The 23,978-nt window shown below is 67.3% G+C and carries 24 protein-coding genes; 11 read left to right on the top strand and 13 right to left on the bottom strand.

Translation table 11 applies throughout. The annotated features are described in order from the left end of the window. Positions 1 to 46 precede the first annotated feature (46 nt). From FSV73_RS08180 to rutA, 8 genes are all read right to left on the bottom strand, one after another. A complete protein-coding gene (locus tag FSV73_RS08180; RefSeq protein WP_145006563.1) occupies positions 47 to 1,138 on the bottom strand; it encodes a BMP family ABC transporter substrate-binding protein in 1,092 nt (363 codons plus the stop codon). 20 nt (positions 1,139 to 1,158) lie between these two features. Next, positions 1,159 to 1,545 carry a VOC family protein gene (locus FSV73_RS08175; protein ID WP_145006560.1) on the bottom strand — a complete coding sequence of 129 codons (387 nt, stop codon included), beginning with the start codon at positions 1,543 to 1,545 and terminating at the stop codon, positions 1,159 to 1,161. Further along, positions 1,545 to 2,564 (bottom strand): isopenicillin N synthase family dioxygenase, encoded by a 1,020-nt coding sequence (locus FSV73_RS08170; protein WP_145006557.1) that lies wholly within the window; start codon positions 2,562 to 2,564, stop codon positions 1,545 to 1,547. The genes FSV73_RS08175 and FSV73_RS08170 overlap by 1 nt, the downstream gene beginning before the upstream one ends. 353 nt (positions 2,565 to 2,917) lie before the next feature. Further along, positions 2,918 to 3,442, bottom strand: coding sequence for a flavin reductase (locus tag FSV73_RS08165; RefSeq protein WP_145006554.1), 525 nt, complete (start codon positions 3,440 to 3,442; stop codon positions 2,918 to 2,920). A 4-nt stretch (positions 3,443 to 3,446) separates the two neighbouring features. Beyond that, positions 3,447 to 4,232: a pyrimidine utilization protein D gene (rutD, locus tag FSV73_RS08160; RefSeq protein ID WP_145006551.1), complete on the bottom strand. Its 786-nt coding sequence runs from the start codon at positions 4,230 to 4,232 to the stop codon at positions 3,447 to 3,449. 158 nt (positions 4,233 to 4,390) lie between these two features. Continuing rightward, complete coding sequence (rutC, locus tag FSV73_RS08155) at positions 4,391 to 4,774, bottom strand: pyrimidine utilization protein C (RefSeq protein ID WP_145006548.1); 384 nt, start codon at positions 4,772 to 4,774, stop codon at positions 4,391 to 4,393. Positions 4,775 to 4,780: 6 nt separating this feature from the next. Continuing rightward, entirely contained in the window at positions 4,781 to 5,509 is a 729-nt protein-coding gene (gene rutB / locus FSV73_RS08150; protein ID WP_145006545.1) for a pyrimidine utilization protein B, read from the bottom strand. Further along, on the bottom strand, positions 5,509 to 6,597 hold the full coding sequence (rutA, locus tag FSV73_RS08145) for a pyrimidine utilization protein A (RefSeq protein WP_145006541.1): 1,089 nt from the start codon (positions 6,595 to 6,597) through the stop codon (positions 5,509 to 5,511). Before rutA ends, rutB begins: the two co-directional genes overlap by 1 nt. A gap of 363 nt (positions 6,598 to 6,960) precedes the next feature. Here rutA and rutR point away from each other — a divergent pair, with 363 nt between their 5' ends. Beyond that, positions 6,961 to 7,641, top strand: coding sequence for an HTH-type transcriptional regulator RutR (gene rutR, locus FSV73_RS08140; protein ID WP_260856043.1), 681 nt, complete (start codon positions 6,961 to 6,963; stop codon positions 7,639 to 7,641). A gap of 8 nt (positions 7,642 to 7,649) precedes the next feature. On the opposite strand, the gene FSV73_RS08135 is transcribed toward rutR, so the two are convergent. Further along, on the bottom strand, positions 7,650 to 8,555 hold the full coding sequence (locus FSV73_RS08135; protein ID WP_145006538.1) for an alpha/beta fold hydrolase: 906 nt from the start codon (positions 8,553 to 8,555) through the stop codon (positions 7,650 to 7,652). Positions 8,556 to 8,678: 123 nt separating this feature from the next. On the opposite strand from FSV73_RS08135, the gene FSV73_RS08130 reads away from it, so the two are divergent. Then, positions 8,679 to 9,113 carry a GNAT family N-acetyltransferase gene (locus tag FSV73_RS08130; protein ID WP_145006535.1) on the top strand — a complete coding sequence of 145 codons (435 nt, stop codon included), beginning with the start codon at positions 8,679 to 8,681 and terminating at the stop codon, positions 9,111 to 9,113. A 37-nt stretch (positions 9,114 to 9,150) separates the two neighbouring features. On the opposite strand, the gene eutC is transcribed toward FSV73_RS08130, so the two are convergent. The 3 genes from eutC to eat form a co-directional block, all read right to left on the bottom strand. Further along, on the bottom strand, positions 9,151 to 9,966 hold the full coding sequence (gene eutC / locus FSV73_RS08125; protein ID WP_145006533.1) for an ethanolamine ammonia-lyase subunit EutC: 816 nt from the start codon (positions 9,964 to 9,966) through the stop codon (positions 9,151 to 9,153). Positions 9,967 to 10,167: 201 nt separating this feature from the next. After that, on the bottom strand, positions 10,168 to 11,559 hold the full coding sequence (locus FSV73_RS08120; RefSeq protein WP_145006529.1) for an ethanolamine ammonia-lyase subunit EutB: 1,392 nt from the start codon (positions 11,557 to 11,559) through the stop codon (positions 10,168 to 10,170). A gap of 23 nt (positions 11,560 to 11,582) precedes the next feature. Next, positions 11,583 to 12,947 carry an ethanolamine permease gene (gene eat / locus FSV73_RS08115; RefSeq protein ID WP_145006526.1) on the bottom strand — a complete coding sequence of 455 codons (1,365 nt, stop codon included), beginning with the start codon at positions 12,945 to 12,947 and terminating at the stop codon, positions 11,583 to 11,585. A gap of 339 nt (positions 12,948 to 13,286) precedes the next feature. Here eat and qhpR point away from each other — a divergent pair, with 339 nt between their 5' ends. The 7 genes from qhpR to FSV73_RS08080 all read left to right on the top strand — a co-directional run bounded on the left by qhpR (position 13,287) and on the right by FSV73_RS08080 (position 20,237). Further along, positions 13,287 to 14,330, top strand: coding sequence for an AraC-like transcriptional regulator QhpR (qhpR, locus tag FSV73_RS08110; protein ID WP_145006523.1), 1,044 nt, complete (start codon positions 13,287 to 13,289; stop codon positions 14,328 to 14,330). Between the two features lie 1,037 nt (positions 14,331 to 15,367). Beyond that, positions 15,368 to 16,207: an urease accessory protein UreD gene (locus FSV73_RS08105; protein ID WP_145006520.1), complete on the top strand. Its 840-nt coding sequence runs from the start codon at positions 15,368 to 15,370 to the stop codon at positions 16,205 to 16,207. An 84-nt stretch (positions 16,208 to 16,291) separates the two neighbouring features. Next, positions 16,292 to 16,594, top strand: a complete 303-nt coding sequence (ureA, locus tag FSV73_RS08100; RefSeq protein ID WP_007162996.1) for an urease subunit gamma — start codon at positions 16,292 to 16,294, stop codon at positions 16,592 to 16,594. Positions 16,595 to 16,603: 9 nt separating this feature from the next. Beyond that, positions 16,604 to 17,113, top strand: coding sequence for a GNAT family N-acetyltransferase (locus FSV73_RS08095; RefSeq protein WP_145006518.1), 510 nt, complete (start codon positions 16,604 to 16,606; stop codon positions 17,111 to 17,113). Next, the gene (locus FSV73_RS08090) at positions 17,110 to 17,415 is read left to right on the top strand and encodes an urease subunit beta (protein WP_145006515.1); all 306 of its coding nucleotides are present in this window, start codon (positions 17,110 to 17,112) and stop codon (positions 17,413 to 17,415) included. Before FSV73_RS08095 ends, FSV73_RS08090 begins: the two co-directional genes overlap by 4 nt. A 165-nt stretch (positions 17,416 to 17,580) precedes the next feature. Further along, on the top strand, positions 17,581 to 19,281 hold the full coding sequence (gene ureC, locus FSV73_RS08085) for an urease subunit alpha (protein WP_145006512.1): 1,701 nt from the start codon (positions 17,581 to 17,583) through the stop codon (positions 19,279 to 19,281). A gap of 425 nt (positions 19,282 to 19,706) precedes the next feature. After that, positions 19,707 to 20,237, top strand: coding sequence for an REP-associated tyrosine transposase (locus FSV73_RS08080; RefSeq protein ID WP_222119446.1), 531 nt, complete (start codon positions 19,707 to 19,709; stop codon positions 20,235 to 20,237). Positions 20,238 to 20,571: 334 nt separating this feature from the next. On the opposite strand, the gene FSV73_RS08075 is transcribed toward FSV73_RS08080, so the two are convergent. Continuing rightward, complete coding sequence (locus FSV73_RS08075; protein ID WP_145006508.1) at positions 20,572 to 21,978, bottom strand: L-cystine transporter; 1,407 nt, start codon at positions 21,976 to 21,978, stop codon at positions 20,572 to 20,574. A gap of 220 nt (positions 21,979 to 22,198) precedes the next feature. Here FSV73_RS08075 and FSV73_RS08070 point away from each other — a divergent pair, with 220 nt between their 5' ends. Both FSV73_RS08070 and FSV73_RS08065 read left to right on the top strand, forming a co-directional pair. Further along, positions 22,199 to 22,528: a hypothetical protein gene (locus FSV73_RS08070; RefSeq protein ID WP_145006506.1), complete on the top strand. Its 330-nt coding sequence runs from the start codon at positions 22,199 to 22,201 to the stop codon at positions 22,526 to 22,528. A gap of 81 nt (positions 22,529 to 22,609) precedes the next feature. Next, positions 22,610 to 23,158, top strand: coding sequence for a glutathione peroxidase (locus FSV73_RS08065; protein WP_145006505.1), 549 nt, complete (start codon positions 22,610 to 22,612; stop codon positions 23,156 to 23,158). Positions 23,159 to 23,978: the final 820 nt, after the last annotated feature.

The following is a 23,978-nucleotide window of genomic DNA, read 5'->3' as shown; positions in this document are numbered from 1 at the left end:
CGTGGAAAACGCTGCGCGGTTTTCCACCCTACGCAGGAGTGAACCGCTACTTCTGCGTCGTCACGCCCTGGACGAACCAGTCCATCTGCCACAGCGCCGGGTCGGACAGCACCTGGCCGGCAGGGACGCGCTCCTTGCCGTCGCGGTCGCTCAGGGGGCCGGCGTAGATCTGCTTGCCCTTGAGGATGGCCTCGCGCTCGGCGAGGATCTTCTCCTGGGCCGCCTTGGGCACGGCGTCGCCGAAGCCGGCGATGTCGGTGCCGCCGTCGGCCATGGAGACCAGGGCGCCGTTGGGTGCGGGCTTCCAGTGGCCAGCGATGACGCGCTTGAGCTCCGGCGCCAGGAAGCGATCCCAAACCCATACCGAGGAACAGAGGGTGGCCTTGGGCGCGAACTGGCGCATGTCGCGGTGATGCCCGGTGCCATAGACGCCGCGCTCCTGGGCGACGATCTGCGGCGTGGGGGTGTCCACGTGCTGGCCGATGACGTCGGCGCCCTGGTCGATTAGCGCGGCGGCCGCGGCGCGCTCCTTGACCGGATCGTTCCAGCTGCCGGTGTAGATCACCGTGAGGGTGGCATTGGGATTCATCTGCCGGGCGCCCAGCTCGTAGGCGTTGATGGTCCAGTTCACCACGCCGAAGGGATTGGCGGCGACGAAGCCCAGCTTGCCGGTCTTGGACGCCGCGCCCGCGGCCATGCCGCAGAGGTACTGGCTTTCGTAGGTGCGGCCGTAGAAGGATTCCAGGTTGCGGCCGTTGGTGGTGCCCGAGGCGTTGAGGAAGGCCACCTCGGGATACTGCTCGGCCAGTTGCTTGAAGGTGTCGGAATAGCCGAAGGCGGTGCCGATGACGATGTTGGCGCCGCGCTTGATGAAGCGCTCGGCGGCCGGGCGGATGGCCGAGGCGGTTTCCGGCACGTTCTCCACGAACTGGATCTTCATGCCCAGCTCCTTCTCGATCTTCACCCGCGCCTCGTCCATGGCCTGGGTCCAGCCGCCGTCGTTCTTGGCGGTGAAATACAGCATGGCGATCTTCGGCTCGCCCTTGAGGGTGAAGCCCTCGTCGTCCGCCCGCGCCACGGCGCCCAGCCCTGCCAGCGCCAGCACGCACGCCACTCTTCCCAGCCATCTGCTCAGCATCGTCTCTTCCTTAGTCTGGTCTACAGCATGTGGTTGATACGGAACACGTTGCCTTCCGGGTCCAGCAGCACCGCCTGGTACCAGTGGTAGTAGGTCTCGTAGGGCGCCTTCACCAGGCGCGCACCGGCGGCCTCGGCCACCGGCACCAGCCGATCCACCTCGGCGCGGCTGTCCACCTCCAGGTTGAGCAGGAAGCGGCAGCCCGCGCTGCCGGCGAAGTCGCCCAGGCCGAGCAGGTCGTAGGCCTCCGGCGCGTTGAAGCCGATGGCGGTCTTGCCGGTGTCCAGGCCGCGAAAGATCGGCGAGCGGATCGCCTCGATCTCCGGGAAGCCGAACACCCGCTGGTAGAAGCCGCTCAGGGCGACCACGTCCTGGGCGAAGAGGTTGACGTAGGAAAGACTCGGCATCAGGCCACCCGCACGCCGGACTGGGTGCCGCCGAAGGTGGTCTGCTTGACGAACTTGGATCTCAGGTGATCACCCGAGGTGATGGGCGCATGGCGCGGCGGCGTGCCGGGGGTGGCGCAGCCGGGCAGGCACTCGATGAGGGCGTCGTAGTTGGGCTGGTGGAAGAACACCAGGGATTGGCGGCGGGTGTCGCAACCGGCATCCGCCGGTGGATTCACTACCCGATGCAGGGTCGAGACCCAGCGGTTGTTGGTCCACTGCATCATCAGGTCGCCGATGTTGACCACGAAGCCACCCGGCACCTTGGGCACGTCCACCCACTCGCCCTGGGCGTTGCGCACCTGCAGGCCGCCGGGAGCGTCGTCGGGACGGACGATGGTCAGGCTGCCGTAGTCGGTGTGGGCGCCGGCGCGCAACTGGCCAGGCAGCGCCGCTTCCTTCTGATGGGGATAGCAGAGGGTGCGGAACATGCTGATGTGGCGGTCAATGCGGCTGTCGAAATAGGTTTCCGGCAACTCCAGCCCCAGGGCGAAGAGGCGCATCAGGGTGCGCGCCAGGTCGCTCATGGCGGCGAAGTACTCGGCATAGGCCTCGCGAAAGCCGGGAATGGCCGTGGGCCAGACATTGGGTGCGAAGTGCGGTCCGGCCTCGGCGCCGCGGTAGTAGGGTTCGTCCGGCACGTCCAGCGGGCCGATGGAGAAGGACTCCTTGAGATCCCCCGGCGCCGCCTCTTCCAGGCTGTAGGCCAGGCTTTCCTCGGCCACCGCGCTGTAGCCGCGCACCTGGTCCGGCCGCGGCCGATCGGCCTTGCGCTTCTCGGCCAGGGGCAATTCGAAGAAGGCTCGCGATAGCTGCGAGACCCGCTCGACCAATGCCTCGGGCACCTGGTGGTGGGTGATCACCAGGAAGCCGATGTCGCGACAGGCCTGGTCGACGGCCTTGGCCACCGCCTGCTTGCCGGCGGTCGTGCCGGCGAAATAAGGGGCCAGATCGATGATGGGAACACTGGACAGCGGCATGACGGACCTCGCGAAGGTTGGACGAAAGGAGACAGCGCGACACACGTTCACCGGCAGGACGGCAGCAGGGAAAGTGCAACCGTTGTGCCATCTTTGGACCATTTGGTAAAAACTATAAAAGCCAATCAAAACAGCAGGTTGAGGGAGATACTCAGGGCCTGCTGAGCGCCCGCTGCACCTTGAGCGATCAGCGTGCACCGGGGTGGCGCCTGGGGCGCGTTTAGGGCTGACAGAAAAGGTTTTAGTGTGCTGGACCGGTCTGGCGGTGTTGGGCTTCGCTGCGCTCAACCCAACCTACAGTCGGCGTAGGTTGGGCTGAGACGGCCTTATCGTCGAAGCCCAACAGGCTCGGGCTAACCCAGCTCGTGATAACGCCGGTCGAAATACAGCAGGCCACCCTCGCCGCCCGGCTCGGCCACGCCCAGCACCTCGCAGAGCAGCAGGTCGTGGCTGCCCACCGCCTGCACCCCGGCGATGCGGCAGTCGCAGGCCACCAGGGCGCCCTCCAGCACCGGTGCGCCGCTGGTCAGGCGCGTCCAGCTCGCCGCGGCGAAGCGCTCGGCCATGGCGGTCTTGCCGCCGAACAGATTGGCCAGCGTCTGCTGGCCGGCGGCCAGGACGTTGACGCAGAGCACCCCGTTGGCGCTGAAGGCCGGATGCACCGAGGCACCGCGGTTGAGGCAGACCAGCAGGGTCGGCGGGCTGTCGCTGACGCTGCATACCGCGGTGGCGGTGAAACCGGCGGGCCCGGCCGGGCCGTCGGTGGTGACCACGTTGACCGCAGCGCCCAGGCGCGCCATGGCACCGCGGAAGAGGTCGCGCTCGACCGGGACGGCGGGCGTCGTGGTGGGCAGCGGCAAGGCATGGGCAGCGGACATTGGGCTACTCCTCGGAAGCTTGGCAGAGGTAGTCGAGGACTACCCGATCGAAGGTGGCGGGATCGGTGACGCTGGAGGCGTGGCCACCCCATTCCAGCAACTGCAAGGTGGCCTGGGGCAGGCCGGCGGCCAGGCGCTCGGAACAGGTCCAGGGCACCAGGACGTCGTCACGATTGGCCAGCACCAGGGTCGGCACCTCGATCCGCGCCAGCTCGGCATCCACGTCGAAGGCCAGCAGGGCACCGATACGGCGCAGGACGTTGGCCTCGCCGGGGAAATGCGCCAGGGCATGGGCTTCGTCGGCGGCCAGGCGCTCGCCGTGTTCGGCGATCCAGGTGGCGGGATAGAGGAAGATCGCCTGGGCCTGGACGTAGGCGGCCGCACCGCTGTCGCGCAGCAGCCGTTGGCGCAAGGCGAAGCAGCGCCCGCTGTGCGGATTGGGTCGGCTCCAGGCGTTGACCAGCACCTGGCGGCGGATCAGGCCCGGCCGCAGCAGGCTGGCCTGCAGCCCCACCAGGCCACCGAGGGCATGGCCCATGAACAGGCAGTCACGCAGCTCCAGGCGGTCGGCCAGCGCCAGCAGGTCCTCGGCCATGTGCTGGATGCGATAGTCGGCGGGTAGCTCGGCCGGGCTCTTGCCGGTACCGGTCTGGTCGTAGACCACCACCCGGAAATGTTCGCCCAGGACGGCCAGTTGCGGCGCCCAGAAGGCGCCGGCGCCACCCAGGCCGGAGCTGAGCAGCAGGGTCGCAGCCGCCGGATCCTGGCGGCCGTGGAGTTCGAAATGCATGGGCGGTCCTCGGTGGTTCAGTGGTTGGGGCGGCCCTCACCCCAGCCCTCTCCCAAGGGGAGAGGGGGTAGGTAGGGAGCGGGGGGCCGGGCACCCTCCCCCCAGCCCTCTCCCGGAGAGAGGGGGCTAGACGGAGCAGGGCAACGTCAGGCGCGCGCCTAGCCGATATGGGCAATGCTGGCGATCTCGATCAGGGCGTCGGGCTTCACCAGGCCGCACTGGATGCAGTAGCGCGCCGGCTTCTCGCCAGGGAAGAATTCGGCGTACACCGCGTTGATGGCGGCGTAGTTCGCCCAGTCGGTGAGCATGATCATGTTGAAGGTGACGTCGGCCATGCTGCCGCCGGCCGCCTCCACCACGCCCTGGATGGTGGTGAGCACGTGGCGCGCCTGGGCGGCGGCGTCGCCGACGTGGACCACGTTGTTCTGCGCATCGAACGGCAGGGTGCCGGAGACGTAGAGCACCCCGTCGGCCAGGCTGCCGGGGACGAAGGGGGCGATGGGAATGCCGGTACCGGCGGGGATCACGGCTTGCTTGGGCATGGTGGCTCAGTCCTTGGCGAAGGTGGTGTGGAAGTCGGCGCAGCTGGCGACCCAGCCGAAGAAGGTCTCGATGTTGAACAGCGCGGCGTCATGGGCGGCGCGTGGCCCGGCCTGGTGGCAGGCGTCGTGCAGGCAGATGCCGAAGTATTCGAGGAAGAAGCCGTCCCTCAGGGTCGACTCCACGCAGACGTTGGTGGCGACGCCGACGAACACCAGGTTGCGGATGCCGCGGGCGCGCAGCAGGCTGTCCAGGTTGGTGTTGTAGAAGCCGCTGTAGCGGGTCTTGGGCACCACCAGGTCAGCCGCCGCCGGTTGCAGCTGGTCCACCAGGGCGTAGTCCCAGCCGCCCTTGGCCAGCAGCTGGCCGTGCAGCTCGGGACGCTTGCGCATGGTCTTGAGGGCATTGGACTTGTGCCAGTTGGGCGAACCGGGGCCGCCGGCCTCGCGGTACTCCGGGTCCCAGCCATTCTGGAACCAGACCACCTGCATGCCGGCGCTGCGCGCGGTCTCCACCACCCCGGCGATGTTCTCGATCACCGGCCCGGTGGCCGAGACGTCGAAGCCGGCCAGGTCCAGGTAGCCCCCCTGGCTGGCATAGGCGTTCTGCATGTCCACCACGATCAGCGCCGTCTCGCTGGCCTTGAGCCGCAGCGGCTCGGGTCGCGCCGGCAGGGTCAGGGCTTCGCTGTCGCTCGCGGGCAGGGCATAGCCCGCCAGACTTTCCACGGCATTCATCAGGCACTCTCCTTGAGCAGGTCGACATGGCGGCGGCTGTGCATCAGCGGCTGGATGCGCTCGCCGAAATCGGTCACGCCCTGGACGAAGTCGTCGAAGGTCAACAGCACCCCGCTGGCGCCGGGCACCTCGGCGATCTCGTCGAGCAGGCGCGCCACGGTGGCGAAGGAGCCCACCAGGGTGCCCATGTTGATGTTCACCGCCGAGGTCGGGTCGGCCATCTGGCGCACGTTGGTGTCGCTGCCGGACTTGGTGTCGGCGGCGGCCTGGGCGCCCAGCCAGGCGATGGCCTCCTCGTCGGCACCGGCCTTGTAGTGTTCCCACTTGGCCCGGGCGGCCTCATCGGTCTCGGCGGCGATGATCATGAACAGGGCGATGGAGCTGACGTCACGGCCGGTCTTGGCGGTGGCCGCCTGCAGCCGTTCCACCGCCGGGGCGAAGGCCTTGGGCGTGTTCACCCCCTTGCCGAAGACGAAGCTGTAGTCGGCGTGCTCGGCGGCGAAGGCCAGGCCGGCATCGCTCGCCCCGGCACAGACGATCTCCATGGGCGCCTGGGGCTGGGGGCTCACCCGGCAGTCTTCCATCTGGAAGTGCTCGCCCTTGAAGTCCGACTGGCCGCTACCCCAGAGGTCGCGCAATACCCGGGCGTATTCACTGAGGTACTGGTAGCGGCTGGCGAAGAACTCATCGCCCGGCCAGAGCCCCATCTGGCTGTACTCGGGCTTCTGCCAGCCGGTGACCAGGTTGACGCCGAAGCGCCCGCCGGAAATGGAGTCGATGGTCGACGCCATGCGCGCGACGATGGCCGGCGGCAGGGTCAGGGTCGCGGCGGTGGCGAACAGCTTGATGCGCGAGGTCACCGCCGCCAGCCCGGCCATCAGGGTGAAGGATTCCAGGTTGTGGTCCCAGAATTCGGTCTTACCCCCGAAGCCGCGCAGCTTGATCATCGACAGGGCGAAGTCGAAGCCGTAGTGCTCGGCGCGTTGCACGATCTCGCGATTCAGCTCGAAGGTAGGCCGGTACTGGGGCGCGTTTTCCGAGAGCAGCCAGCCGTTGTTGCCGATGGGAATGAAGACACCGATGTTCATCGTTCGAGCTCTCCCGCAGTCAGGATTCGGAGCGCACCCGGAGGCGCGGTGACCGCAGGATCAGAGCAGAAAGCTTGCCAATTCCCGAATACCCAAGCCAATCAATCACTTGGATAAAATGCAGCAGATAAAACAGACCATTTGGTCCAAATAAGAGCGTCTGGTTTGGTGCAGCCTGCACGAATCCGGGGCATGCCGGCGTCCGGCGACATGCTAGAGTGGATCACGGGTCGGTGCCGCGGCGCTCGACCTCCGGTTCGTCGACCAGGACGGTGCGAACCCGAACGACCGTGTCTCCGGGGCAGCCTCCTTCCTGACTCCTAGCGCACGCGTCAGACGTTGATAAGGCCCAAGGAGCAGTTCGTGAGTCAGGCCAGCGATTCCCCACCCCGTAAGCCCCGTCAGCCCAGCCTGGCCGCCCAGCAACGCCGGCTGCGCCAGATCGAAGCCAAGCGCGCCCAGATCCTCAGTGCCGCCCTCGACATCTTTTCCCGGTTCGGCCTGCACGGCGCCAGCCTGGATCAGGTCGCCTTGCAGGCGGACGTCTCCAAGACCAACCTGCTCTACTACTTCAGCAACAAGGAAGAGCTGTACCTGGCCGTCCTGCGCCAGCTGCTCACCACCTGGCTGAGCCCCCTGCGCACCTTCCGCGAAGACCAGGAGCCGCTCGACGCCCTGCGCGGCTACCTGCGGCAGAAGCTGGAGATGTCCCGCGACTATCCGGCCGAGTCCCGGCTGTTCTGCCTGGAGATGGTCCAGGGCGCCCCGCTGCTGCTCCCGGAGCTGCAGGGCACCCTGCACGACCTGATGGACGAAAAGGCCCGGGTGATCCGCGCCTGGATCGCGGCGGGCAAGCTGGCCCCGGTGGATCCGCACCACCTGATCTTCAGCATCTGGGCCACCACCCAGCACTACGCGGACTTCCGCGTGCAGGTCCAGGCCGTCTGCGGCCGCACCCTGCTCGATCCGGACTTCTTCGACGAGGTGCTCCAGGGCCTCGAGACCCTGATCATCGAGGGGCTGCGGCCCCGTCCCGGCGCCTGACGTCCCGTTCAGGGCGCGAGGAAGAAGTCGGCGAAGGTGTCGCTCAGGCGCGGCCAAAGCGCGGCCGGGAGGTCATGGGCCATCTCCGGTACGAGTTCGAAGCGCGCGCCGGGGATGGCGCGGGCCACGGCGCGCCCACAGGCCGGCCGCAGCAACGGATCGCGGGCGCCATGCACCACCAGGGTCGGCGCCTGGATGCGCCGGGCGAAGGGGCGCAGGTCACCACTGCCGAGCAGGGCGAACAGCTGGCGCTGCACCCCGTCCACGTCCACGCCGCGGGCCAGGATGCGCTGTACCAGATGTTCGAGATCGGCCTCGCTCTGCCGATAGCGAGGGCTCTCGATAGCGCGCAGCAGCGCCTTCTGCCGGGCGAGCGCCTGGTCCGCTGACAGGTCGGCCGGTGGCCGGCGCAGCAGACTGCCGAGCAGCCGGACCGAGGGCAGCGGCAACAGCGGCTGGTTGGTGGACGAGAAGAGGATGCCCAGGCGCGCCACTCGCTGCGGCCAGTCGGCGGCGAGGATCTGGGCGATCATGCCGCCCATGGAGCCGCCCAGCACATGGGCGCGTTCGAGGCCCAGGTGGTCGAGCAGACCCACGACATCGGCGGCCATGGCCTCCAGGCGATAGGGCACCGCGCTGGTCTTGCCCAGGAGCCCCCGGCCCAGCACCGGCCACACCGACGGCGGTCGTCCGCCCGGCCAGCTTAGCCGCGAGGATTGGCCGACGTCGCGGTTGTCGAAGCGGATCACCCGCAGGCCACGCCGCACCAGGGCGGCGCAGAAGCCTTCCGGCCAGAGCAGCAACTGGGCGCCGAAACCCATGATCAGCAGCAAGGGCGGCGCGGCGGGATCGCCCCAGTCCTCGTAGGCCAGTTCGAGCGCGCCGACCCGGGCGCGCCCCTCACGTATGTCCATGCTTCACCACGACCGGGCAAACAGTCATGCTACTGCAAGGCAGCACCGGTCAAGGCAGCAGAACCGGGCGGTCACGGAGCATCCGGTCACGCTTTCGTCGATCACTTCCTGCAGGGAATCCCCATGACGCCATCCCCCTTCGACTATCAGCTCACCGACGTGGCCGACGAAGCACTCCGCCAGACCATAGGCGCACCGCTGCGTCGCTACAACGAAGCCCAGGCCGGCCCGAGCGGTTACCGCCCACTGGCGATCGCCCTGACCCGTGGCGACCAAGCCCTGGGCGGCCTCTGGGGCTACACCGGCTATGGCTGGCTCACCGTGCAGTTGCTGGCGGTGGACGAAAGCGCCCGCGGCCAGGGTGCCGGTCGCGAATTGCTGCTGCGCGCCGAGGCCGAGGCGCTCAGCCGCGGCTGCCATGGCGCCTGGCTCGACACCCACGAATTCCAGGCTCGCGGCTTCTACGAACGCCTGGGCTATGAGCTGTTCGGCGAACTGGCGGACTATCCGCCGGGCTTCGCCCGGTATTTCCTGCGTAAGACCCTCTCGCCAGCCTGAGGGCGGCCTGCGAGGCGCCTCCGGCACCGTATGGCACTCAATGATCGGTGAGGAAGTTACCGATTCGCGCGTTTTCCTGCCCGCCCTCCAGCAGCGGCACCTCGGCCTCGTCCTTGAGTTGCACGCCGGAGAGCTTGCGGCGATCCGCCTCGCGCATCAGGTAGAGCAGCTTGTGCGCCGCGAGACCGTAAGCCAGGCCCTCCAGGCGGACGTTGGAGATGCAATTACGATAGGCGTCGTTGAGGCCGGGCTTGGGCCCGTAGGTGAAGTAGAGCCCGAGGCTGTCGGGTGAACTCAGCCCCGGGCGCTCGCCGATCAGCATTACCAGCAGGCGCGCCTTGAGCAGCCCGCCGATCTCGTCACCCACCGCGACCCGCCCCTGCTCCACCAGGGTCACCGGCGCCCAGCGCCAGCCCTCGGCCTGGGCCTGGTCGGCCAGGCGCTCGAGAAACGGCAGGGCGTGGCGATGCACTGCCAGGGCGGAGAGACCGTCGGCGATCACCACGGCGACATCGAAGCCCTCGGGATGGGCAGCGGCGTAGGCCTGGAGCTCGCAGGCGGACTCCTCCGACAGCCTGCGCCCCAGGTCCGGGCGTTGCAGATAGGTGTGCCGATCCGGCGCGGCGCTCCTGAGCACCAGGGTCTCGCGGCCCTGGGCGGCCAGGCCTTCCCGTAGCGCCTCATGGTCGAAGGCCAGATGCACGGCATCGCGCGCCTGGGCGTGGGCGGCCTGGAAATCCAGCTGCGCCGCGGTGGGCAGGCTGGTACCGGCACGACCGAGGGCGATGCGCGCCGGGGTGAGGCGCCGCAGTTCGGCCCAGGGGTCAGGACGGGCGGTGTCGTTGGGGTTCATGGCAGCAGTCCTCGGTAGGTTGGGCTGAGACGGCTTCATCGTCGAAGCCCGACAAGCAAGGGTTGAGTCTGGTACTCGGCACCTTCGTAGGTTGGGCGTAGGTTGGGTTGAGACAGCTCCACCGTCGAAGCCCAACAGGCACGAGTCGAGCCTGGCAACGTTGGGCTTCGCTGGCGCTCAGCGCAACCTACGAAAAAACCTTCACAACTGCGCCAACACCCGCTGGAACGGCGCGGGCAAACCCTCGCCAAGGCGAAAGCGGCCGTCTTCCAGCCGCAGGATGCCCAGGCGGTCCAGCCAGGCGGCGAATTCCGGCGCCGGTTGCAGGCCCAGCACCTGGCGGGCGTAGAGGGCGTCGTGGAAGGAGGTGGTCTGGTAGTTGAGCATCACGTCGTCCGAGCCCGGAATGCCCATGATGAAGTTGATGCCCGCCGCGCCCAGCAGGGTCAGCAGCATGTCCATGTCGTCCTGGTCGGCCTCGGCATGGTTGGTGTAGCAGATGTCGCAGCCCATGGGCACGCCGAGCAACTTGCCGCAGAAGTGATCCTCCAGGCCGGCGCGGATGATCTGCTTGCCGTTGTAGAGGTACTCCGGGCCGATGAAACCGACCACGGTGTTGACCAGCAGCGGCTTGAATTTCCGCGCCACGGCGTAGGCGCGCACCTCGCAGGTCTGCTGGTCGACGCCATGGTGGGCCCCCGCCGAGAGGGCGCTGCCCTGCCCGGTCTCGAAGTACATGAGGTTGTCGCCCAGGGTGCCCCGCCGCTGCGACAGTCCCGCCTCGTAGCCTTCCTGCAGCAGCGCCAGGCTGATGCCGAAGCTTTCGTTGGCGCCCTGGGTACCGGCGATGGACTGGAACACCAAGTCCACCGGCGCGCCGCGCTCGATGGCGGCGATGCTGGTGGTGACATGGGTCAGGACACAGGCCTGGGTGGGAATCTCGTAGCGCTGGATCACCGCGTCGAGCATCTTCAGCAATTCGCAGATGCCGCTGGTGCTGTCGGTGGCCGGGTTGATGCCGATCACCGCATCGCCGTTGCCATAGAGCAGGCCGTCGAGGACGCTGGCGGCGATGCCGGCCGGATCGTCGGTCGGGTGATTGGGTTGCAGGCGGGTCGACAGCCGCCCGCGCAGGCCGAGGGTATTGCGGAAGCGGGTCACCACCCGGACCTTCTGGGCCACCAGGACCAGGTCCTGGATGCGCATGATCTTGGACACCGCGGCGACCATCTCCGGGGTCAGCCCGGTGGCCAGCGCGGCGAGGCTGACCTCGTCCGCCGCCGGGCCCAGCAGCCAGTCGCGAAAGCCGCCCACGGTGAGATGGGCAACCGGGGCGAAGGCCCGGGCGTCGTGGCTATCCAGGATCAGCCGGGTAACCTCGTCGGCCTCGTAGGGGATCACCGCCTCGGCGAGGAAATGCTTGAGCGGTAGCTCCGCCAACGCCATCTGCGCCGCCACCCGCTCCACGTCGCTGCCGGCGGCGACCCCGGCCAGGACATCGCCCGACCGTGCGGGAGTGGCCTTGGCCAGCAGCTCCTTGAGATCGGCGAAGCGCCAGGTCTGGCCACCCACGCTGTGCTGGAAACCGCTCATGCTACCTCCTGGGGATGCGTTGCTCAGGCCTCGCCAAAGGCGGCGTCGGGAGCGATGTCGCTCTGTCTACGGCTGAGACCGCAGACCAGCGCGCCGATCACCATCAGGCCCAGGAACACCACGGCGATGACGGTGTTGTACCAGACCATGGCGACCAGGCAGACCACTGCCAGCACCAGGGCGATGGCCGGCACCACCGGATAGCCAGGGGCGCGGAAGGTACGCTCCAGGTTCGGCTCGCTGCGGCGCAGCTTGAACAGGCTGAGCATGCTCATGATGTACATGACGATGGCGCCGAACACGCTCATGGTGATCATGGCGGCGGTCAGGGTCATGCCCTGCAGGCTGACCACGCCGTCGCTGAAGATCGCGGCGATGCCCACCACGCCACCGGCCAGCACCGCGCGGTGCGGGGTCTGGAAGCGCGACAGCTTGGCCAGGCCGTGGGGCAGGAAGCCGGCGCGGGCCAGGGCGAAGAATTGCCGCGAGTAGCCGAGGATGATGCCGTGGAAGCTGGCCACCAGGCCGAACAGGCCGATGCCCACCAGCAGGTGCAGCCACATCGAGCCCTCGCCCACCACGCCCTTCATGGCCTGGGGCAGCGGATCGTTGATGTTGGACAGGGCGCGCCAGTCACCGACGCCGCCGGCGAAGATCATCACGCCGATGGCCAGGGTCACCAGGGTGAGGATGCCGGCGATGTAGGCCTTGGGAATGGTGCGCTTGGGATCCTTGGCCTCTTCGGCGGCCATGGCCGCGCCCTCGATGGCGAGGAAGAACCAGATGGCGAAGGGGATGGCGGCGAACATGCCGCCCACCGCCGCCAGGGAGAACTGGTCCTGGCCGGCCCAGCCGCCGCTGGTGAAGTTGGCCAGGCTGAAGCCCGGCGCCACCACGCCCATGAAGATCAGCAGCTCGATCACCGCCAGCACCGTGACCACCAGCTCGAAGGTGGCGGCGATGCTCACCCCGAGGATGTTCAGGGTCATGAAGATGAAGTAGGCCGCCACCGCGCAGAGCTTGGGATCGAGCGTCGGAAACTGCACATTGAGGTAGGCACCGATGGCCATGGCGATGGCTGGCGGGGCGAAGACGAATTCGATCAGCGTGGCGATCCCGGCGACCGTACCGCCGACCGGACCGAAGGCCCGCCGGCTGTAGGCGAAGGGTCCGCCGGCATGGGGAATGGCGGTGGTCAGCTCGGTGAAGCTGAAGATGAAGCAGGTGTACATCACCGCCACTACCAGAGCGGTGATCAGAAAGCCCAGGGTCCCGGCGACACCCCAGCCGTAGCTCCAGCCGAAGTATTCGCCGGAGATCACCAGGCCCACGGCAATGCCCCAGAGGTGCAGGGTGCCGAGGGTCGGCTTGAGTTTCTCGTTGGTCATGACAGGCCACTCCCCTTGTAGCGACGTGATCCGAATGGGCGACCGCGATCCCGCGATGCCCGGCTTTTTCGAGCTTAACCAGCCCGGGGCCCTGCCGACTTGACCCGCCGCCCCGACCGGCGCGGCCCGCGGTCAAGTCGGCGTTACCCCTCTTCCCAGGGCGCTACCCAAGACCGCACCAGCGCGGTGCGACGTCGAATCGGGCGCTCCACAACGAGGCACGCCCAGCCCCCGATACCGTGAAGGCCTCGACGTTCCGGCCCCCGTTGCGGGTCGCTGGCGGCCCCGGGGCACAGCCTTTGCTTCATTCGTGCCGATAACCCCTACGGACGCCACAGCATGCTCCCGGCCGCCTCCGGCTTCGCCGCCCTGACCCCCGCGTCGCGCAACCTCGGCGTGCTCTCCGCCGCCGCCAGCGGGCTGGATGCCGCCATCGCCAGTCACGGCGGCGACGTGGACCGCATCTTCGGCACCGCCGGCATAGATCCCGAGCAGTTGCAGCATCCCACCCTCAGCCTGGGTCTGGGCAACTACTGCCGGGTCCTGGAAGAGGCCGCCGCCCAGTCCGGCTGCGACAATTTCGGCCTGTACTATGGCCAGCAATTCACGCCCCAGCGGCTCGGCCTGCTCGGCTACGTCGGACTCTGCTCACCCACCGCCGAGGCGGCGCTGCACAATTTCGCCGCCGCCTTTCCCTTCCACCAGCACAGCACCCTGATCCAGCTGGTGGATGCCGGCGACTGCTGGCGCTTCGACTACCAGGTACGCCACGGCGCCATCGTCACCCGCCGCCAGGATGCCGAGCTGACCCTGGGCATGCTGCTCAACCTGCTGCGCCACGTGCTCGGCCCGACCTGGGCACCGCGCGCGGTGCAGTTCGAACACCCACGCCCGGAGGGCTGGCACGAACACCGCCGACTGTTCGACGCCCCGGTCAGCTTCGGCCACCCCTGCAACGCCATGCTGGTGCCCAAGGCCGACCTGCACGGCCGGCCCATGCCCGACCACGATCCGCTGCTCCTGCTGGTGGTGCAGGATGCCATCCGCCAACTCGGCCAGCGCCTGCCGCAGGTGGAACTGCTCGAAGAAGTCCGCGCCTCGGTGCGCCTGGCGCTGCCCCTGGGCGAGCCCAGCCTGGAAACCATCGCCCAGCGCCTGGACCTCTCCACCAGCCAACTGCAACGCCGCCTGCGCGACCAGGGCGCGAGCTTTTCGGCCCTGGTCGAGGGCGTCCGCCGCGACCTGGCCCAGCACTACCTGCGGCAGCGGCTGCCGGTCACCGACCTGGCGCCGCTGCTCGGCTACTCGGAAACGAGCGCCTTTTCGCGGGCGTTTCGGCGGTGGTTTCAGGTGAGTCCGCGGCAGTGGCGGCAGCTTTCTTGAGGAGGCTTGGGGAGACACACCCCGACCGCCGGCCGACGTAGGTTGGCGCTGAGCGCAGCGAAGCCCAACGTCACGGATGTTGGGCTGGGGTACTGTGGCTTATCGGTTCCCTGGCTAACTCTCGTGGTTCGTTGATGGTTTTGTTTCGCCCACCCAGGCGACTCACTTTTTCAATCGCGGCTACGCGCCCCGGACTACGCGCCCCGAACAAAAGTAAGCAAAAACGCTGTCCCCACGTTTCGGCCCTCCGCAATACCTGCGCTCGGCCTCACTGACGGGGACGGGACGCTAGCCTAAGGCTTGGGTGTTCACAGGATCTGTAGCGTGGAAAACCGCGTAGCGTTTTCCATTGGCAGCCCCTCAACCGCCAAAGCCCAGCGCCCATAGGTGCAACTGTCTTTATCGCGGCCATGGGCCGCTCCTACGGGATATGAGGCTTCCGTAGGAGCGGCCGCATCGGCGGACCGCCATGGCCGCGATTTCAGCAGGTTCAAATCGCAGTAGTGCTTTCCACTGGTAAGCCTGGCCGTGGACAAGGCTTCGCCGTTGTCTACGCTACGGATGGTTATGGCTCTTCAACTGAATCTTTCAGTCTAGCGAATCGCCCCGTTCAGCAGGGCTCATGCCAACGCCGTGCAGGGGGTCGAGCCGCAGGGATGCGGCGAGAGGTCCAGCGGGCCATGGACGGCCCATCTGGACCGACCCCGGAACGGCGCTGGCGTGAGCGAAACGTAGCGAAGCGGAGTAACAGCCGCAGGCTGGCCCGAAGGGTGAGCGAAGCGAATCACCCGGCGCTTCACGCCAGGCCGGATGACCGGGGCAAGCGTTTTTGGTTACTTTTTTGCGGGGCGCGCAGCCGCAACTGCAAAAAGTAACTCGCCCGGGTGGGCGAAACAAAAACTCTCCGAACAATCGATAATCAGCTAGTGCACCTAGCACCATCCAGACGCCAACACCCGGCCAATCCCATCCAACCGGTCAGATTCTTGCAAGGCCAACCGAAACCGCCCCAACCAGAACAACGAACCCACCCCACGATGACCTCCGTCCTGCCCCCTGCCCTCTTCACCCCGGCCTGGCCGGCGCGCCTGGAGCTGGCCTATGCCCGCCAGGGCGACTGGACCCGGCCGACCACTCGCCGCCACCTCGGCCCCCTGCGGGTGCAGAAGCACCTCCACGCCGAAGGCCCCGCGGTCTGCCAGCACATCCTGGTGCATCCGCCAGGCGGCATCGCCGGTGGTGATCGACTGGACATCGAGGTCAGCGTCGGCGAGACCGCCTGGGCCCAGCTCACCAGCCCCGGCGCGGCCAAGTGGTATCGCGCCGACAGCGCCGCCTACCAGCAGATCGAACTGAGCGTCGCCGCCGGTGCCACCCTGGAATGGCTGCCCCAGGAGACCATCGTCTTCTCCGGCGCCCAGGCCCATCTCGCCACCCGCATCGAGCTGGAGGGCGATGCCCGCCTCTGCTACTGGGACATCGTCGCCCTGGGTCGTCCGGCCAGTGCCGAGCGCTTCACCGACGGCCTGTTCCAGGCGCACCTGGACATCCGCCGCGACGGCACCCCGCTGTGGCACGAACGCCAGCGTCTCATCGGCACGGATCGCCTGCTGGACTCGCCCATCGGCCTCGCCGGTCAACCGGTGTTCGCCACCCTGCTGATCACCGGCACCCTGGACGCCGACACCCTGGAGCGCTGCCGCGAGCTGGCCCTACCGGTACGGGGTGACCTGACCCAACTGCCCGGCCTGGTGGTCGCCCGTTGCCTCGCCGCCGAATCGCTGCAGGCCCGCGCCTGGCTGATCGAGGTCTGGCGCCTGTTGCGCCCGGCGCTGCTTGGCCGCGCCGCCGTCCCGCCACGCATCTGGAGCACCTGAGGCCGCAGCGCTCTTGTAGGAGCGGCCCATGGCCGCGATGATCGACCGACTCCCTTTGACCGAACCTGCCAACCGGAACACCTCATGGACCTGACGCCCCGCGAAAAAGACAAGCTGCTCATCTTCACCGCCGGCCTGGTGGCCGAACGCCGCCTGGCGCGTGGGGTGAAGCTCAACTACCCGGAAGCCATGGCGCTGATCTCCGCCGCCCTGCTCGAAGGCGCCCGCGACGGTCGCACCGTGGCCGAGTTGATGCACTACGGCACCACCCTGCTGACCCGCGACCAGGTGATGGAAGGCGTCCCGGAGATGATCCCGGAGATCCAGGTGGAAGCCACCTTCCCGGACGGCACCAAGCTGGTCACCGTCCACCAGCCCATCGCCTGAGGAGGCGCCATGAGCCTGATCGTCCGCGACGCCACGCCCGCCGACCTGCCAGCGGTCCTGGCCATCTACAACGATGCCGTGGCCAACACCACGGCGATCTGGAACGACACCCTCGTCGACCTGGCCAACCGCCAGGCCTGGTTCGACCTGCGCGCCGACCAGGGCTACCCCATCCTGGTGGCCGAGAACGCCAGCGAAGAGGTAGTGGGCTACTCCTCCTTCGGCGACTGGCGGCCCTTCGACGGCTTTCGCCACACCGTCGAGCACTCGGTCTACGTACGCAACGACCAGCGTGGCCAGGGCATCGGGCCGCGGCTGATGACGGTGCTCATCGAACGCGCCCGCGCCTGCGACAAGCACGTGATGGTGGCCGCCATCGAGAGCGGCAACCTGGCCTCCATCCGCCTGCACGAGCGCCTGGGCTTCCTCACCACCGGGCAGATGCCCCAGGTCGGCACCAAGTTCGGTCGCTGGCTGGACCTCACCTTCATGCAACTCATGCTGGAGCAACGCCCATGATCCCCGGCGAATACCAGATCCAGGACGGCGAGATCGAACTCAACGCCGGCCGCCGCACCTTGAGCCTGACCGTCGCCAACAGCGGCGACCGGCCGATCCAGGTGGGCTCCCACTACCACTTCCACGAGACCAACGACGCCCTGGTGTTCGACCGCGCCCTGGCCCGCGGCATGCGCCTGAACATCGCTGCCGGCACCGCCGTGCGCTTCGAGCCGGGCCAGAGCCGCGAGGTGGAACTGGTCGAGCTGGCGGGGCTACGTACCGTCTACGGCTTCGCCGGACGGGTGATGGGGAAGTTGTAGGGGTACTCGGGCTCTTCGCCTTTTAAGCGCTCCCTCACCCCAACCCTCTCCCAAGGGGAGAGGGGGCTCAAGAACAGACACCGAGCTCCCGCTCCTCCCCCTCTCCCTCCGGGAGAGGGCCGGGGTGAGGGCAAACCGGACCACCTTTATTCGGGATTCACGCCTATGAAAATCTCCCGCCAAGCCTATGCCGACATGTTCGGCCCCACCACCGGCGACCGGGTGCGCCTGGCCGATACCGAGCTCTGGATCGAGGTCGAAGAAGACCACACCGTCTATGGCGAAGAGGTGAAATTCGGCGGCGGCAAGGTCATCCGCGATGGCATGGGCCAGAGCCAGCTGCTGGCGGCCGAGGTGGTCGACACCGTCATCACCAATGCGCTGATCCTCGACCACTGGGGCATCGTCAAGGCCGACGTCGGCCTGAAGAACGGCCGCATCCACGCCATCGGCAAGGCCGGCAACCCGGACATCCAGCCGGGTGTCACCGTCCCCATCGGCGCCGCCACCGAGGTCATCGCCGGCGAGGGCATGATCCTCACCGCCGGCGGCATCGATTCCCACATCCACTTCATCTGCCCGCAGCAGATCGAAGAGGCGCTCATGAGCGGCACCACCACCATGATCGGGGGCGGCACCGGTCCGGCCACCGGCACCTATGCCACCACCGTGACCCCCGGTCCCTGGCACATGGCGCAGATGCTCAAGGCCGCCGACGCCTTCCCGATGAACATCGGCTTCACCGGCAAGGGCAACGCCAGTCTGCCGGGACCGTTGGAAGAGCAGGTGCGCGCCGGCGCCATCGGCCTCAAGCTGCACGAAGACTGGGGCACCACCCCCGCCGCCATCGACAACTGCCTGGCGGTGGCCGACCGCTTCGACATCCAGGTGGCCATCCACACCGACACCCTCAACGAGTCCGGCTTCGTCGAGACCACCCTGGGCGCCTTCAAGGGTCGTACCATCCACACCTACCACACCGAAGGTGCCGGTGGCGGCCACGCGCCGGACATCATCAAGGCCTGCGGTTTCCCCAACGTGCTGCCCAGCTCGACCAACCCGACGCGGCCCTTCACCAAGAACACCATCGACGAGCACCTGGACATGCTCATGGTCTGCCACCACCTGGACCCGAGCATCGCCGAGGATGTCGCCTTCGCCGAGAGCCGCATCCGCCGCGAGACCATCGCCGCCGAGGACATCCTCCACGACCTCGGCGCCTTCGCCATGATCAGTTCCGACAGCCAGGCCATGGGCCGCGTCGGCGAGGTCATCACCCGCACCTGGCAGACCGCCGACAAGATGAAGAAGCAGCGCGGTCCGCTGCCCGAGGACGGCGCCGGCAACGACAACTTCCGGGTCAAGCGCTACATCGCCAAGTACACCATCAACCCGGCCATCACCCACGGCATCAGCCACGAAGTGGGCTCCATCGAGGTGGGCAAGTTCGCCGACCTGGTGCTCTGGCGCCCGGCGTTCTTCGGTGTGAAGCCGACGCTGATCCTCAAGGGCGGCGCCATCGCCGCGAGCCTGATGGGCGACGCCAACGCCTCCATCCCTACCCCGCAACCGGTGCACTACCGCCCCATGTTCGGCAGCTATGCCGGCATGCTCCACGACACCAGCCTGACCTTCATCAGCCAGGCCGCCTTCGAGGCCGGGGTGCCGGAGCAACTGGGGCTGAAGAAGCGCATCGGCGTGGTCAAGGGCTGCCGCACCGCGCAGAAGAGCGACCTCATCCACAACGACTACCTGCCGACCATCGAGGTCGACCCGCAGAACTACCAGGTCAAGGCAGACGGCCAACTGCTCTGGTGCGAGCCCGCCGAGGTACTGCCGATGGCGCAGCGGTATTTTCTGTTCTAAAGGGGCCTGTTCTAAGGCCGGCACCGGCCACGTTGGGCTTCGCTGCGCTCAGCACCAACCTACGGCACCCTAGGTTGGCGCTGAGGCAGCTCCACGGCCGAAGCCCAACCACAAGACCCGGTCGGGCACCCGTAGGTTGGCGCTGAGGCGACTCCATCGCCGAAGCCCAACGACAAGGCCCGGTCGTACACCCGTAGGTTGGCGCTGAGGCAGCTCCATCGCCGAAGCCCAACGACAAGGCCCGGTCGGGCACCCGTAGGTTGGCGCTGAGGCGACTCCATGGCCGAAGCCCAACCACAAGGCCCGGTCGGGCACCCGTAGGTTGGGCTGAGGCAGCTCCATCGCCGAAGCCCAACAATGCGCACGGCTATGCCAGGCGCTGCCAAAGGCTCTAGACTGCGACTTTCCACTCACCAAGGACGGTGATCTTGGACTACCGACGCAGCCGCGCCGCGGGCGGCACCTTCTTCTTCACGGTCAATCTCAACGACCGCTCCGCCACCCTGCTCGTCGAGCACATCGGCGCACTGCGCCAGGCGATGCGCCAGGTGAAGGCCCAGCATCCCTTCGACATCCTCGCCATGGTGGTCCTGCCCGATCATCTGCATGCCCTCTGGCGGCTGCCGGAGGACGACGGGGACTATCCGCTGCGCTGGAACCTGATCAAGGCCGGCTTCTCCCGTCAGCTACCGCCATTGGAGACAGTGCAACTGTCCCGCCGATTGAAGCGTGAGCGCGGCGTCTGGCAAAGGCGCTACTGGGAACACCAGATCCGTGACGAACACGATCTGCGGCGACACCTCGACTACATCCACTTCAATCCGGTGAAGCATGGCCATGCACGACGTGCGGTGGAGTGGCCCTATTCATCCATCCACCGCTATGTGCGAGCAGGCGTCCTGCCGGCGGATTGGGCAGGACAGCGCGATGAGGAATGGGCGGTGGGCGAGCGCTGAAGGCTCGTCCTGTTGAGCTTCGCTGCGCTCAGCACCAACCTACGCGTTTCAACCATCCACGACGCGCCCAATCAACGTTGGGCACCCGTAGGTTGGGTTGAGGCGGCTCCATCGCCGAAGCCCAACGATCCGCGGCAGGCCTGGCACCGTTGGGCTTCGCTGCGCTCAGCACCAACCTACGCGTTTCAACCATCCATGACGCGCCCAATCGACATTGGGCACCCGTAGGTCGGGTTGAAGCGGCTCCATCGCCGAAGCCCAACGATCCGCATCAGCCATGGGCACCGTTGGGCTTCGCTGCGCTCAACCCAACCTACGTAGAGCCCTTCGCTCCTCAGCCGCGACTGACCGGCGCCGCTGGCGCCTCCGCCCGGTCATCACGGTCGTAGGCGGCCTTGTCCAACTGGCCCATCCAGCGCGCGGTCAGGGTGCCGGCGGTCATGGCGCCGTTGACGTTGAGGGCGGTGCGGCCCATGTCGATCAGCGGTTCGATGGACACCAGCAGGGCCACCAGGGTGACCGGCAGGCCCAGGGCCGGCAGCACGATCAGGGCGGCGAAGGTGGCGCCACCGCCCACGCCGGCCACACCCGCCGAACTCAGGGTGACGATGCCGACCAGGCTGGCGATCCACAGCGGATCGAAGGGATTGATGCCCAGGGTGGGGGCGACCATCACCGCCAGCATGGCCGGATAGAGGCCGGCACAGCCGTTCTGGCCGATGGTGGCGCCGAAGGAGGCGGCGAAGCTGGCGATGGCTGGCGGCACGCCGAGGCGCTCGGTCTGGGCCTCGATGTTCAGCGGGATGGTCGCGGCGCTGGAGCGACTGGTGAAGGCGAAGCTCAGCACCGGCCAGACCTTGGGAAAGAAGCGCGCCGGCGACAGGCCGCTCAGGGTCAGCAGCAGCGCATGCACGCCGAACAGGATGCCCAGGCCCAGGTAGGAAGCGATCAGGAAGGTGCCCAGCTTGAGCACGTCCTGGGGGCTGGCGGTGGCGACCATCTTGGTCATCAGCGCCAGCACGCCGTAGGGGGTGAGTTGCAGCAGCAGGCGCACCAGCTTCATCACCCAGGCCTGGAGCACGTCGATGCCAGCCAGGACCTTCTCGCCGCGGACCGGATCGTCACGCTGCAGGCGCAGGGCGGCGACGCCGAGGAAGGCGGCGAAGATCACCACGCTGATGATGGAGGTGGGATTGGCGCCAGAAAGATCGGCGAAGGGATTCTTCGGAATGAAGGACAGCAGCAGCTGCGGCACCGACAGGTCCGCCACCTTGCCGACATAGCTGCTCTGCAGGGTGGCCAGGCGCGCGGTCTCCTGGGCGCCCTGCACCAGACCCTCGGCGCTCAGGCCGAACAGCCAGGTGACCAGCACCCCGACCAGGGCGGCGATGCCGGTGGTGAACAGCAGGGTGCCCAGGGTCAGCAGGCTGATCCTACCCATGGACGAGGCCTCGCGCAGCCGCGCCACGGCGGCCAGGATGGAAGCGAACACCAGCGGCATGATGCTCATCTGCAGCAGCTGCACATAGCCGTTGCCGACCAGGTTGAACCAGCCGATGGAGGTCTTGAGCACCGGGGCGTCGTGACCATAAAGGAGTTGCAGCACCAGGCCGAAGGCCACGCCCAGGGCGAGACCGATGAAGACGCGCACGGCCAGGCTCCAGCCGGTGTTGCGGGTGCGCGCCAGCAGGCCGAGCAACACGGCGAAGGCGACGAGATTGAGGACGAGGGGCAGATTCACAGGGGGTCTCCAGAACGACGCCGGCGCGGCCGCCGGACGAAAAGGCGGCGATGGTAGCAGCTCGGGCCGCCCGGGCTTAGATCGAGGCGCTATCACCTGATAACGAGAGGAACGGCCCTATCGCCGGGGTGAGCGGCCGTCCGGTGCGGTCATGCGCTGTTACAGTGTGCCCCGTCGGGAAACGATGCCCGACGCTGCCAACCAGAAAAGGAGTCACTCCATGCAACGTTTCGCCAAGCTCGCCGCGTCCTTCGCCCTCGCCGCCGCCGTCGCCGGCTGCACCGGTACCGCGATGAAGACGCAGAACCTGGAGCCGTCGCAATACACCGTCGTCGGCCACGGCGAAGGCAAGGCCACCGGCCTTATGATCCTGGGTTTCATCCCGGTCCAGCAGAACGACCGCTTCGTGCGTGCGCAGAACGCCGCCATCAAGTCCCGCGGTGGCGATGCCCTGATCAACACCCAGGTGCAGGAAAACTGGTTCTGGGCCTATGTCCTGAACGGCTACACCACCACTGTTTCCGGCGACGTGGTCAAGCTCAAGCGCTGAGCCTTCCACGACCGACAGGCGCCGCCCACCCGGGCGGCGTTTTTGCGCTAGGCTGGTCGCTTCTCCCCGAGGAAGCCGACCATGACCGCGACCCTGATGAAACTCCCGCTGCAATCCATCGACGGCGAAACCCTGACCCTGGAACGCTACCTGGGCAAGGTGCTGCTGGTGGTGAATGTCGCCTCCAAGTGCGGCCTCACCAACCAGTACGAAGGCCTGGAACGCCTCTACGAGGCCCAGCGCGAGCGTGGCCTGGAAGTGCTCGGCTTTCCCGCCAACGACTTCAAGCAGCAGGAGCCCGGCAGCGACGCCGAGATCAAGGAATTCTGCACCCTCACCTACGGCGTGCAATTCCCGCTGTTCGCCAAGCTCAGCGTGGTGGGCGAAGACAAGCATCCGCTCTACGACGAACTGACCCGTGCCCAGCCCGAGGCTACCGGTGACGGTCCCTTCCGCGAGCGCATGCTGAGCCGTGGCGGCAGCCCCAATCCCAAGCCCGAGGTACTGTGGAATTTCGAGAAATTCCTGATTGGGCGCAATGGAGAGGTGGTGGGGCGCTTCGCGCCGGATGTGACGGCGGATGATCCGCGGTTGGTGGCGGCCATCGAGGCGGAGTTGGCGAAGGGTTGAAGCCGCCCTGCTTTTAAAAGGCGAGGCGTGACCTGATTCGTAGGTTGGGTTGAGCGCCAGCGAAGCCCAACACTGCCAGGGTCACCTTCAATATTGGTGCTCTAGCTGATTATCGAGTTTTGCTGGCACTTCTTGTTTCGCTCTCCCGGGCGAGTCACTTTTTTCAATCGCGGCTACGCGCCCCGGACTACGCGTCCCGGACTACGCGTCCCGGACTACGCGTCCCGGACAAAAGTAAGCAAAAACGCTTGCCCCGGACATCCGGCCCGGCGCGAAGCGCCGGGTTCGCTCACCCCAGTGCCGTTCCGGGGTCGGTCCAGATGGGCCATCCAAGGCCCATCTGGACCTCTCGCCGCATCCATGCGGCTCGAACCACTCCACGACACTAGGGCTCGACCTCCTGAACGAGGCGATTTCGCCAGCTTGAAAGTGTTGGTTGAAGAGCTACAAAAACTAGTAGCCCGTAGCCCGTAGCGTAGACAACGGCGAAGCCTTGGCCACTGAGCATAGCCATGTGTACCAGTGGAAAACGCTGCGCGGTTTTCCACGCTACGACTCACTCTGGCTCCGCCTGTAAACACCGCAACCTCAGGCTAGCGCCCCGTCCCCGTCAGTGAGGCCGAGTTCCGGTGTCGTGGCGGGGGTTGCGAGGCAGGACGCCGAGCAAGGCGCGAGGGGCAGGAAGCCCCTTCGTGCCGTGCCCCTGCCACGGCACCGGAGCGAGGGAAACGTAGCGAAGCGGAGTAACAGCCGTAGGCTGGCCCGAAGGGTGAGCGAAGCGAATCACCCGGAGCGCAGCGGAGGGCCGAGACGTGGGGAC

This window comes from Pseudomonas oryzihabitans (genome assembly GCF_007665395.1).
Classification (GTDB): domain Bacteria; phylum Pseudomonadota; class Gammaproteobacteria; order Pseudomonadales; family Pseudomonadaceae; genus Chryseomonas; species Chryseomonas psychrotolerans_C.
This window is presented reverse-complemented; position numbering and strand designations above follow the sequence as displayed.